An 11,914-nucleotide genomic window follows, 5' to 3' on the forward strand; every position below is an offset into this window, starting at 1 on the left:
CCGCCCAGACCGTACAGGTCTCCGCCTACCCCGACGCCTACGCCCAGTGGGAGCAGCAGGCCACCGACCTGGTCGCCCACAACTGGAACAGCTAAGAACACGCAGATGGCCGGCACCCCGACAACGGGTGCCGGCCATCGCCGTACCTTCGGATTGCCGGTCAGACGCGGAAGCCAGCGGCGCGGGCCGCCTGACGTTCTCGGCGGCGTTCGGAGCGTCGACGCAGGAACCAGTAGACGAAGCCGACCAACCCCACCAGGAAGGCGAGTACGAGCACCGGCAGGATGACCGCGACCAGGGACATGACCACGCTCGTCGCGTCCTCGGCGGTGCTGGCCACCGGGGCGCCGAACCCGGCGGTGGTCGCGTTGATCACCGGGCGTGCGGCGGACTTGAGCAGGTGTACACCGAAGGCGAGGAGTACGCCGGTGGCGACCGGCACCCACTGGTGGCTGGAGAAGAAGCTCCCCGGGTCGCTGACGGTCACGGTCTCCGACGACGAGCCGGCCCCGAAGGCGAGGCCACCGGCGGTGGGCCGGACGACGGTCTGCACCACGTCGTTGACGTGGTCGACGACCGGCACCTTGTCCGCCACCATCTCGACGGCGAGCAGGACGGCAAGGATGACGATGACCCAGCCGTTGCCGAGCCACGTCCAGCCGCTGGGCAGGTCGATCAGGTTGGTGTAGCGGCCGAGCAGGCCGAGGACGAGCAGGGGTATGTAGGCGTTCAGCCCTGCCGAGGCGGCGAGGCCGGTGCCGGTGAGAACTTCGAACACGGTCTCAGCATCGCACCGACGCGCCAGTGCCGCTCGGTGGCGGTGGCGGACTGCTCGGCTACCCTCGTCGGGTGCGGTTGGTCATTGCGAAGTGCTCGGTGGACTACGTCGGACGGCTCTCGGCTCACCTGCCGCCGGCGACTCGGCTGTTGATGGTGAAGGCGGACGGGTCGGTGTCGATTCACGCCGACGACCGTGCGTACAAGCCGCTGAACTGGATGAGCCCGCCGTGCCGGCTGGAGGAGGCCCCCGGCGTGTGGCGGGTGGTCAACAAGGCCGGCGAGGAGTTGCGGATCACCCTGGAGGAGGTCTTCCAGGACACCTCGTACGAGCTGGGTGTCGATCCCGGCCTGCGTAAGGACGGGGTGGAGGCACACCTGCAGGAGTTGCTGGCGGCCAACCCGACCGTGCTGGGCGAGGGGTTCACGTTGGTGCGCCGCGAGTACATGACGGCGATCGGCCCGGTGGACCTGCTCTGCCGGGACGCGAACTCCGGCGCCGTGGCCGTCGAGATCAAGCGGCGTGGCGAGATCGACGGCGTGGAGCAGTTGACCCGCTACCTCGAACTCATGAACCGTGACCCGCTGCTCAGCCCGGTCACCGGCGTGTTCGCCGCGCAGGAGATCAAGCCGCAGGCCCGGGTGCTCGCCGCCGACCGGGGCATCCGGTGCGTCGTCGTCAACTACGACCGGCTGCGGGGCATCGAGAAGGACGAACTGACCCTCTTCTGACCCGGCTCACCGCCCGGTCCGTACGGCGATCAACGACTTCGGCAGGCCGAAGACCCGCTCGACGAGCATTGTCGAGTCGGGAAAGTAGTGGCGCATCTGCGAACGGTCCAGCAGTTCGGTCCAGAGCACCTGGTGGATGGCGGCTTCGTGGCTGCGGGTCGGTTTGTGGCCGAGGGGCCAACGGCGAGCGAGCGCCGTGCGCATCCGGATCGGTAGGAACTGCATGCCGGGCGCGATCCAGTGCGGCTCGATGGGAAAGTAGCGGTAGGGCGTCTGCACCCAGTGCCGATCGGCCAGCGAACGGGCCGCGGCGGCGAACCGAAGTCGGCGCTCGTGCCCACCGACGTGTTCCAGCACGGAGTTGGAGAAGACCAGGTCGTAGGCGCCCTTGGTGACACGGGGTGGCAGGTCGCAGGCGTCGGCCTGCTCGACGTGGGCCCACTCGGGTACGGCTGCGGGCGGCTGTTCCAGGTTGACCACGGTGACGCGGGCCGGCCGGACGGTGGCGCGGTGCCAGGTGCCGAGCCGGCCGCCGAGGTCGACGACGTGCATGTCGCCGATGTCGGGGAAGGTGCGCGCCAGCCACTCCGAACGACGACGCCGCTGCCGAGCGCTCCACGACTGGTCACTGTCGACAAGGCTGTGTCGCAATCGATTGTGGCCCATTTAACGCAATGTACCGCCGTGCCTACGACGTATAAACATGTGGATACGCCGATCACGGCGCAGATCGGCTATCCGACACTCACCTGCCGTACATCACCTTGATGGCTTTGACGAGACGTGCCACGTCGGTCGGGGTGCGGTCGAACGTCATCGACGGCAGCAGTGAGCGCGCTCGACGCCGGGTGATGGCCTTGGCGCGGGCGAACTCGCGGAGGCCGTCCTCGCCGTGGATCCGCCCGAAGCCGGAGTCGCCGACGCCGCCGAACGGCAGCGTGGACATCCCGGCGAAGGTCAGCGCGGAGTTGACCGAGGTCATCCCCGAGCGCAGGCGTCGCGCGATGCTCACGGCACGCTGCCGGCCGAAGACCGAACCCCCCAGGCCGTACGACACGGCGTTGGCGCGGGCGACGGCCTCGTCGACGTCGCGGACCCGGCTGATGGTCACCGTCGGACCGAAGGTCTCCTCGCGGACGGCGGCCGACTCCTCCGGTACGTCCACCAGCACGGTCGGATGCACGTACGGTGGCTGCACCGCGTCCGGGCCGCCGACCAGGGCGCGACCGCCGGAGCTGACCGCGGCCTCGATGTGGCGGCGGATCACGTCGATCTGGCCGGGCATGGTGATCGGGCCGATGTCCGCGCCGTCGGGGCCGACGGTCAGCCGGCCGGCGCGGGCGACGACCTTGTCGACGAAGGCGTCGAAGACCGTGTCGACGGCGTAGACGCGCTCGATGCCGATGCAGGTCTGGCCGGCGTTGGTCATGGCGCCCCAGACGCACGCCTCGGCGGCGGCGTCCAGGTCGGCGTCGCTGTCGACGATCATGGCGTCCTTGCCGCCGCCCTCGATCAGCACCGGCGTCAGCGTCTCGGCGCAGGCGGACATCACCTTGCGGGCGGTCGCGGTCGAGCCGGTGAAGGCCACCTTGTCGACCCCGGAACGGCACAGCGCGGCACCGACGTCGCCGAGCCCGTGTACGGCGGTGAACACCGGCTGCTCGGGGACCACCTCCGCGAACGTGTCCACCAGCCACTGGCCGACGACGGGCGTGTACTCGCTGGGCTTGAGCACGACGGCGTTGCCGGCGGCCAGGGCGTACGCGGCGGAGCCGAGCGGGGTGAGGACCGGATAGTTCCACGGCCCGATCACACCCACCACGCCGTGCGGTTGGTATTCCAGGTGCGCGGAGAACTCGGCGAGGACGAGCCGGGACCGTACCCGGCGTGGGCCGAGCACCCGGCGCGCGTTGCGGGCGGCCCAGTCGACGTGTTCGATCGCGCTGGCGATCTCGACGATGGCGTCGGCGGCCGGTTTGCCGCCCTCGACGTGCATCAACTCGGCGAGCTGCTCGACCCGCTTGGCGAGCAGCGCCCGCCAGCGCAGCATCCGCTGGCGACGGCCGGCGAAGCCCAGACCGGCCCACCACTCGGCGGCGGAACGCGCGCGCTCGACGGCCTGCCGTACGTCCGCGTCGCTGGCGACGGGGAGGCGGCCGGCCTCGACGCCGGTGGCCGGACTGGTGGAGACCAGCTGGTGCGCCTCGATGAGGGGGGTGCCGGGGACATGCACAGCCGTCATGGCGGAAGTCTAGACCCGAAGATTACTCACCGGTAGGCCGCGATCTCGGGGTGCCGGGGCGGGAGTCGCGTCCACCCACCCGCTCGTTGATCAGTGCAGGTCAGGACCCGGTTGCCGAAGGGTGACCATCCGAATCGTCGAACAGCGGGTGACCGGGAGGTGACGAGGAGCTGACCGGCCGGTCGGTATTGACGATTACCGTCTGATGGCAGGCTGACGCGCGGAGTAACGGTGTGGGGTGGAGGGCTGACTGTCCATGGAGGAACATCCGGAACTGATGCCGTTGTTGACGGTCGCAGGTGGGCCGATGCGCGGAGCAAGCTTTCGCCTGCGGGGTGAGCCGCAGGTGATCGGCCGGGCGCCGACCGGCGACGTGGTCATCAGCGACCCGCATCTGAGTCGCCGGCACGCCGAGGTGTGGCTGGCTCCCGAGGGCGCGTCGCTGCGCGACCTGGGCTCGACCAACGGCACCTGGCTCAACGACCGCCGGATCACCGAGGTGGAGCGCCTCAGCGACGGCGACGTGATCCGGCTCGGCCGCACCGAGCTGCGCCTGTTCGATCCGGGGGTCGCCCACACGGATCCGGTTGGGCTCAGCTTCGGGGTGTCCCGACGCGATATCCGACCGACGCTGCCACTGCCGCTGGCTTCGCCACCGGGCGCCCGCCGCTGACCCCGCCGGGGCGGCCACTGGCCGTCGGCCACACTCCGGCGGTGCCGACGGGTGGCTGTCCGACACCTGGACCCCCGTGGACCGACGTGGCAGCATGCCGCGGATGGAGACCGAGCAGCGGGTCGTGACGGCGAACGGTATACGCCAGGCGGTACGGGTGGCCGGTCCGCCGGACGGAACTCCGTTGCTGCTGGTCCACGGCAACTGCTCCTCATCGCTGTTCTGGGAGCCGTTGATCCGACGGCTGCCACCGACGCTGCGGGTCGTCGCTCCCGACCTGCGGGGGTTCGGCGACTCGGCGACCGCCCCGGTGGACGCCACCCGCGGCCTGCGGGACTTCGCCGACGACGTCGCCGCCCTGCTGGACGACCCGACGCTCTTCCCCGACGTCGACGGCAGCGGCGCTGACGGCAGCGGCGCTGACGGCAGCGGCGTCGACGGCAGCGGCGTCGACGGCAGCGGCGTCGACGGCAGCGGCGCTGACGCCGGTGGTGGGGTCCGGCCGGTCGTGGTCGGGCACTCCCTCGGTGGGGGAGTTGCCATGCGGCTGCTGGTCGACCATCCGCACCGGGTGGGGGCGCTACTGCTGGCCGCGCCGGTGTCGCCGTACGGCTTCGGTGGCACGCGCGACCTGAGCGGTACGCCGACCACGCCCGACTTCGCCGGTACCGGTGCTGGCACCGCCAACCGGGACTTCGTGGCCCGGCTCGCCGCGGGCGATCGGGGCACCGAGGGCCCGGCCAGTCCGCGTGAGGTGCTGCGGGCGACCTACGTGGCCGATTCGGCCTCGCTCGGCGTCGACGAGGAGCTGCTGCTCGACAGCGTGCTGTCCACGGCGATCGGCGAGGACAACTACCCGGGCACGTCGGCGGAGTCGGAGAACTGGCCCGGCACCGTGCCCGGGAAGCGGGGCGTGCTGAACGCGCTCGCGCCGACCTGGTTCCGGGTCGCCGACGAGCTGGTGGCCGTCGCCGAGAAGCCTCCGGTCACCTGGGTACGCGGCGACGCCGACGTGATCGTCTCGGACACGTCGCTGTTGGACCTGGCGTACCTCGGTTCGCTGGGTGTCGTGGCCGGATGGCCGGGGGCGCAGGACTGCCCGCCGCAACCGATGGTCGGCCAGACCCGGGCGGTGCTGGAGCGGTACGCGGCGGCCGGCGGCGCGTACCGTGAGGTGGTGTTGCCCGGCTGCGGGCACAGCCCGCACCTGGAGCGCCCGGGGGAGTTCGTGGCGGAGCTGCTGGCGCTGACCGACGGGCAGGCCGGGTAGGGCCGCGTCGTGGGTGAAATATCCCACGGCGTCTCGACAACCCTGCGGCACGTGGCAGACTCGCGCGCATACCTTAGCGGCCGTTCAGTGGCCGTGCGGAGTGTCTGGGGAGGCCGGTCGTGGCGCGGGAGTTCAGCACCGTCGGTGTCGTGGGGCTGGGCACCATGGGTGCCGGCATCGTCGAGGTCTTCGCCCGCAACGGCATCGACGTCCTCGCGGTCGAGATCGCCGAGCCGGCGCTGGAGCGCGGTCGGGCCACCCTGAAGGGCTCCACCGACCGGGCGGTCGCCAAGGGCAAGCTCGCCGAGGCGGACCGCGACGCCCTACACGAGCGGGTGCGCTTCGCGGTCGGACTGGACGCGCTGCACTCGGTGGACCTGGTCATCGAGGCGGTGCCCGAGCACCTGGACCTCAAGCAGCGGATCTTCGCTGAGTTGGACCGGGTCTGCAAGCCGGAGGCCATCCTCGCCACCAACACCTCGTCGCTGAGCGTCACCGAGATCTCGGTGGCCACCAGCCGGCCCAACCAGGTGATCGGCATCCACTTCTTCAACCCCGCCCCGGTGATGAAGCTGGTCGAGGTGGTCCGCACGGTCGTCACCGCCCCCGAGGTCGTGGCCGACGTCGAGGCGCTGTGCGCCCGGCTCGGCAAGGTCGACGTCACCATCAACGACCGGGCCGGCTTCATCGCCAACGCGCTGCTCTTCGGCTACCTCAACCACGCGGTCGGGATGTTCGAGTCGCACTACGCGACCCGGGAGGACATCGACGCCGCGATGAAGCTCGGCTGCGGGCTGCCGATGGGCCCACTGGCGCTGATGGACCTGATCGGCCTGGACACCGCGTACGAAATCCTGGACACCATGTACCGGCGGGGCGGCCGGGACCGCCGACACGCCCCGGTGCCGCTGCTCAAGCAGATGGTCACGGCGGGGCTGCTGGGCCGCAAGTCCGGACGGGGTTTCTACACCTACGAGCGGCCCGGTTCGCCGAAGGTCGTACCCGATGAAACGACGCCGCCGGCGGCGGACGCCGCGCTCGCCGACGGCGCGCGCGCCATCACCAAGGTGGGCGTCGTGGGTTCCGGGACGATGGCCACCGGGATCGTCGAGGTGTTCGCCAGGGCCGGGTACGAGGTCGTCTCGGTGACCCGGGGCGCGGAGAAGTCCGCGTCGGTCTGCGAGGCCGTGAAGACGTCGCTGAACAAGGGCGTGGTCCGGGGCAAGCTCGCCGAGGCCGACCGGGACGCGGCGCTGGGCCGCATCACCTGGACGGCGACCCTCGACCATCTTGCCGACGTCGACCTGGTCGTCGAGGCGGTCGTCGAGGAGTTGAGCGTCAAGAAGGCGCTCTTCGCCAGCCTCGACGAGATCTGCAAGCCGGGCGTGGTGCTGGCCACCACCACCTCGTCCCTGCCCGTGATCGACGTGGCGATGGCCACCCAGCGCCCGGCCGACGTGGTGGGCCTGCACTTCTTCAACCCGGCGCCGGTCATGCCGCTGGTCGAGGTGGTCCGGACCATCCGTACCTCACCGGAGACCACCGCGACCGCGCGGGCCGTCTGCGCGGCGCTCGGCAAGACCGGCGTGGTCTGCGGCGACCGGTCCGGCTTCATCGTCAACGCGCTGCTCTTCCCGTACCTGAACGACGCGGTCAAGATGCTGGAGGCCAGCTACTCCACGGCCGACGACATCGACCACGCCATGAAGCTGGGCTGCGGCTACCCGATGGGCCCGTTCGAGCTGCTCGACGTGGTGGGGTTGGACGTCTCGCTGGCGATCCAGCGGGAGCTGTACCTGGAGCTGCGCGAGCCGGGCTTCGCGCCCGCGCCGTTGCTGGAGCACCTGGTCACCGCCGGCTACCTGGGTCGCAAGACCCGTCGCGGCTTCCGCGACCACTCGCACCGCTGACCGCGTCAACGCCGGGCACCGGCGACGGCGTCTGAGTGATGTGACCTTCGAGGAGTACGTCAGCAGTCGCGGGCCAGCGCTCGTCCGGCTGGCTCGACTGCTGACCGGTGACGAGCACCGGGCCGACGACCTTACCCAGGAGGTGCTGTCCCGGGCGTACGTGCACTGGCGGAGGATCTCCCGTGCTGACCGCCCGGACGTCTACGTGCGCCGGATGATGGTCAACGCCAACACCTCCTGGTGGCGTCGCCGATCCAGCCACGAGATGGCCACGGCGGAGTTCGCCGACCGGCCGGGGCGCGGCGACTTCAGCAGCGACTCGGCCGACCGGGACGAGATGTGGAGACTGATCCTCGGTCTGCCGGACCGGCAGCGTGCGGTGCTCGTGCTGCGGTACTACGAGGACCTCGACGACCTCACCATCGCCCAGATCCTCGGCTGTTCACCGGTCACCGTCCGCACTCATGCGATGCGGGCGCTCAGTCAGCTGCGGGAGCGCCACGGCGTTTCCACGACGAACGGGAGCCGGCCGTGACCGACCTCGACGAGTGGATCGCACGGGCACTGCGGGAGCACGCCGACGGGCACGTGGACACCGATCGCCTGATGACGGCGGCGGTGAACGGGGGACGGGCCCGTCGACGGCGGCGACGTGCCGTCATCGGGGCCGGGCTTGGCGTCGCGGTGGTACTCGGGACCGGCGTGGCACTGCGCATGCCCTCGGCCGCACCGCCACAGCCGACCGTCACGCCCAGTCCCGTCGTGGTCACGCCACCGCTGGCGCCGGGGGTCCCCGGGGCAGCGACGCGTCCTGACCTGGTTGGCACGGACCCGGGGCTGCTGCACTTCGGCATCGACCCGACGGTCGCGAAGCCGGTTGCCTGGCGCTCGGCGGGCCAGGCCGAGAGCATGCGACTGGACCTGGGGGGTGGCGTGCAGGCCATGGCGATCGTGGCCGCCGACCCGCAGTCGGCCGAGATCGGCGACCCGAGCCAGCTTCATGACATCGGCCCCGACCGGACGGGCGACTCCACCAGTGACACGGATCCTGACCGGACCGGCCGGTCCGACCCCGGTTCAAGGTACAACGGGGTGATACGTCGGCTGGACCAGCCCGCGCGGGGTTGGGTCCTGCGCTGGCAGCCCGCCCCGGGCCTGTACGCCCGGGTCTCGGCACTCGGGGACACCGACGCCGAGATCCGCCGGACGGCGGCGGCGCTTCGGTTCGACGAGGCCCGTCGCTGTGTCGCGCCCATCCGGTTGACCGCTCTGCCGCAGGGCGCCCGGATCAGCGAGTGCGACGTGTCGGTACGGCGGCTGGCCTGGCCACGCACTGCGAACGTGACCGGAACCACAACTCCTACGCAGATGCCGGGAGGCGTTTCGGACCAGACCGAGGTGGCGTTGATCGTCAAGCTCGACGGCAAGGCCACCCTGCCCGTACGGCTGTACTACTCACCCCGTCCGCCCTCCGGCGACCGAGGGAAAGCCAACCGCGAGATCGCCGGCAGGCCGGTGTTCGACATGGGCGACTTCTGGCACGTCCTCGGCATCCCCAACACGCTGCTGTCGATGGGGTACGAGAACCGCTGGGAGCGGTCCCCCACGGACGCGGAGGTCAGCACGGTGATCGGTGGGCTCCGGGTGGCCGACGACCTTGGCGAGCCGGCCAGCTGGGAGTGACCGTAACCTTGGGTGCGTGAGCCCCCGTCGCAATCGCCCTCGCCGGGACGAGAACGCCAACCTGGACGCCGACCGGGCTCGCCAGGGTGTCGCCTCGGTGCAGCAGTGGACCGACGGCGCCTGGCAGGTACGCGGGATCGGGGCGGGCGCGTCGGTCAAGACGTACCGCTGCCCCGGTTGTGACCAGGAGATCCGCCCCGGGGTGGCGCACCTGGTGGCCTGGCCGGCCGACGGCCTGGGTGACCTGACCGACCGTCGGCACTGGCACAGCGGCTGCTGGCGTGCCCGGGAACGGCGCGGGCCGGCGGTGCAGCGCGGCCGGGGCACGCCGCGCTACTGAGCGATCTGGATCACCCTGTTCGTGCCTCGGTGGGCGGCGGCGGCGACTTCGCGACAGACTTGGGCGGTGAGCACAGCGATCCGCGCGTCGTCGATCCTGCCCGGCCGCCGGGAGGACATCGAGCTACACACCGCCGACGGGCTGCGGCTGGTCGGCGAGCTGGCTCTGCCGGCCGACCGGCCCCCGGTGGGCACCCTGGTCTGCCTGCATCCGCTGCCCACGCACGGCGGGATGATGGACAGCCACGTGTTCCGCAAGGCGGCCTGGCGGCTGCCGGCGCTGGCCGACCTGGCCGTGCTGCGGTTCAACACCCGGGGCACCAGCAGCGTGCGCGGCACCAGCGAGGGCGCCTTCGACGGCGCGGTGGGCGAGCGGTACGACGTGGCCGCCGCCATCGAGTACGCGGAGTTCGCCGAACTGCCCAACATCTGGCTGGTCGGGTGGTCGTTCGGCACCGACCTGGCCCTCAAGTACGGCTGCGACCCGGCCGTGGCCGGAGCGATCCTGCTCTCCCCGCCGCTGCGCTTCTCGACGCCGGACGACCTGGCGACCTGGAGCACGTCCGGTCGGCCGCTGGTGGCGCTGGTGCCCGAGTTCGACGACTACCTGCGTCCGGTCGAGGCGCGGGAGCGGTTCGCGGCGGTGCCGCAGGCCGAGGTGGTCGGGGTGCCCGGTGCGAAGCACCTCTGGGTGGGCGACGCGGAGACGGTGCTCGACGAGATCGTCAAGCGGGTCAACCCCGGGGTCGACGTGCCCCTGCCGACGACCTGGGACGGGCCGATGGAGACCGGCGACGTCAGCGCGTACGCCGACCGGACGGTGGCCGCCTTCGCCGACACGCCCGTACCCCGCCCGGCCGACTGATTCCGCGCAGTTCCGCTTTCGGGCGGCGTCGGTCCCGCTTCGGGCGGCGTCAGTTGCGTTCCGGCGGCGTCAGTTGCGCTCCTGGCGGGGGAGCACCACCTCACGCAGGATCAGTTGCAGCGCGGCCACCGTGGGGATGGCGATCAGCGCGCCCACCACGCCCAGCAGCGCCACGCCGAGCAGTGCCGCCAGCAGGGCGGCGACCTCGTTGACCTCGACCGAGCGCCGCATCACCTTCGGGTAGATCAGGTAGTTCTCGATCTGCTGGTAGATGAGGAAGAACACCGCGCAGGCGATGCCGGTGGGTAGGTCGGCGGCGAAGCCGACCAGGCTCACGATCACCGCGCCCAGGGTCGCGCCGATCTGCGGGATCAGATCGGTGACGGCGACGACCACGGCCAGCGCGAACGGGTACGGCAGGCCGACGATCAGCGCGAAGACGAACGTGGTCGCGCCGGCCAGGACCGCGATGCTCAACGCGCCGACCATGTACGCGCCCACCTTGGCCAGGATCTCGTCACCGATCAACTCCGCCCGTTCGCGGCGGGACCGGGGCACCAGCGCGTAGCCCAGGGAACGCAGCCGGTTGAAGTAGGCCAGGAAGTAGATGGTCAGCACGAGCACGGTCAGCGTCCGGAACACCGTGCCGAAGATCAGTTGGGCGCCACCGAGGACCCCGCCGAGGGCCCGGCCGATGGTGTCGGCGTTGGCCGCGCCCTGCACCCGCTCCACCACGTCGTACCGCTCCACCAGGTCGTTGACCGTGGGATTGCGACGCAACTCGTCGAGCAGGCTCGGAATCTGGTCGATGAACTGCCCGGACTGCGTCACGATCGGCGGGACCAGCGCCACGATGCCGCCGCAGAGCAGCAGCACCACGGTCAGCGCCACCACCGCCACCGCCAGGCCGTGGGGCACACCCCAGGTGCGCAGGCGCACCACCGCCGGGTTGAGGCCCACCGCCAGGAAGAGCGCGATCACCACCAGCACCAGAATGCCGCCGGCATTCCGGATCCCCAGATAGAGGGTGTACGCCAGCAGCACGCCCAGCGCGCCGGTGAAGCCGATCAGGAAACTGCTGCGCCGTAGCGGACGCCCCGGCGTGCCGAACTTCCCCGACGGGACCGCTGGAGGCTCGTCCGGGTCGAATCCCGGGGCTGGCACCGGGACCGGTGGTGGCGTCTCCGCTGGTGGTGGCGTCTCCGCTGGTGGCGTCTCCGCCGGCGGTGGCGTTCTCGCCGGTGGAGGTGTCCCCGCTGGTGGTGGCGTCTCCGCTGGTGGCGTCTCCGCCGGCGGTGGCGGTTTCGCGGACGGGGGACCAGGGGGCATGGCCGGGTCGTCGCCGGACGGGCTCTCGGCCGGCGGGCGGTATGCGCTCAGGTCCGGATCCTCGGCCGACGGATCGTGCTGCGGCACCAGGACC

At 71.3% G+C, this 11,914-nt stretch carries 12 protein-coding genes; 8 read left to right on the plus strand and 4 right to left on the minus strand.

Annotated elements, in window-relative coordinates; genetic code table 11:
• Window positions 1-160: 160 nt before the first annotated feature.
• Window positions 161-778, minus strand: coding sequence for a DUF4126 domain-containing protein (locus tag AB0I89_RS31340; protein ID WP_357134167.1), 618 nt, complete (start codon window positions 776-778; stop codon window positions 161-163).
• Window positions 779-849: 71 nt separating this feature from the next.
• Here AB0I89_RS31340 and nucS point away from each other — a divergent pair, with 71 nt between their 5' ends.
• Window positions 850-1,509: an endonuclease NucS gene (gene nucS / locus AB0I89_RS31345; protein ID WP_357134169.1), complete on the plus strand. Its 660-nt coding sequence runs from the start codon at window positions 850-852 to the stop codon at window positions 1,507-1,509.
• Window positions 1,510-1,515: 6 nt separating this feature from the next.
• On the opposite strand, the gene AB0I89_RS31350 is transcribed toward nucS, so the two are convergent.
• Window positions 1,516-2,175 carry a class I SAM-dependent methyltransferase gene (locus AB0I89_RS31350; RefSeq protein WP_357134171.1) on the minus strand — a complete coding sequence of 220 codons (660 nt, stop codon included), beginning with the start codon at window positions 2,173-2,175 and terminating at the stop codon, window positions 1,516-1,518.
• Between the two features lie 79 nt (window positions 2,176-2,254).
• Window positions 2,255-3,751 (minus strand): aldehyde dehydrogenase family protein, encoded by a 1,497-nt coding sequence (locus AB0I89_RS31355; protein WP_357134173.1) that lies wholly within the window; start codon window positions 3,749-3,751, stop codon window positions 2,255-2,257.
• 307 nt (window positions 3,752-4,058) lie between these two features.
• Here AB0I89_RS31355 and AB0I89_RS31360 point away from each other — a divergent pair, with 307 nt between their 5' ends.
• The 7 genes from AB0I89_RS31360 (at window position 4,059) to AB0I89_RS31390 (ending at window position 10,491) form a co-directional block, all read left to right on the plus strand.
• Window positions 4,059-4,424, plus strand: coding sequence for an FHA domain-containing protein (locus AB0I89_RS31360; protein WP_357134175.1), 366 nt, complete (start codon window positions 4,059-4,061; stop codon window positions 4,422-4,424).
• 103 nt (window positions 4,425-4,527) lie between these two features.
• Window positions 4,528-5,694 carry an alpha/beta hydrolase gene (locus AB0I89_RS31365; protein ID WP_357134177.1) on the plus strand — a complete coding sequence of 389 codons (1,167 nt, stop codon included), beginning with the start codon at window positions 4,528-4,530 and terminating at the stop codon, window positions 5,692-5,694.
• 119 nt (window positions 5,695-5,813) lie between these two features.
• Window positions 5,814-7,604, plus strand: coding sequence for a 3-hydroxybutyryl-CoA dehydrogenase (locus AB0I89_RS31370; protein ID WP_357134179.1), 1,791 nt, complete (start codon window positions 5,814-5,816; stop codon window positions 7,602-7,604).
• A gap of 40 nt (window positions 7,605-7,644) precedes the next feature.
• A complete protein-coding gene (locus tag AB0I89_RS31375; protein WP_357134182.1) occupies window positions 7,645-8,139 on the plus strand; it encodes a SigE family RNA polymerase sigma factor in 495 nt (164 codons plus the stop codon).
• The gene (locus AB0I89_RS31380; RefSeq protein ID WP_357134184.1) at window positions 8,136-9,287 is read left to right on the plus strand and encodes a hypothetical protein; all 1,152 of its coding nucleotides are present in this window, start codon (window positions 8,136-8,138) and stop codon (window positions 9,285-9,287) included. The genes AB0I89_RS31375 and AB0I89_RS31380 overlap by 4 nt, the downstream gene beginning before the upstream one ends.
• A 16-nt stretch (window positions 9,288-9,303) precedes the next feature.
• Complete coding sequence (locus AB0I89_RS31385; RefSeq protein WP_237747203.1) at window positions 9,304-9,627, plus strand: hypothetical protein; 324 nt, start codon at window positions 9,304-9,306, stop codon at window positions 9,625-9,627.
• Between the two features lie 66 nt (window positions 9,628-9,693).
• A complete protein-coding gene (locus AB0I89_RS31390) occupies window positions 9,694-10,491 on the plus strand; it encodes an alpha/beta hydrolase (protein ID WP_357134187.1) in 798 nt (265 codons plus the stop codon).
• A 69-nt stretch (window positions 10,492-10,560) separates the two neighbouring features.
• Here AB0I89_RS31390 and AB0I89_RS31395 read toward each other — a convergent pair whose 3' ends face one another.
• Complete coding sequence (locus AB0I89_RS31395; protein WP_357134189.1) at window positions 10,561-11,655, minus strand: AI-2E family transporter; 1,095 nt, start codon at window positions 11,653-11,655, stop codon at window positions 10,561-10,563.
• Window positions 11,656-11,914: the final 259 nt, after the last annotated feature.

Source organism: Micromonospora sp. NPDC049801 (assembly GCF_040656575.1).
In the GTDB taxonomy this organism is placed as follows: domain Bacteria; phylum Actinomycetota; class Actinomycetes; order Mycobacteriales; family Micromonosporaceae; genus Micromonospora.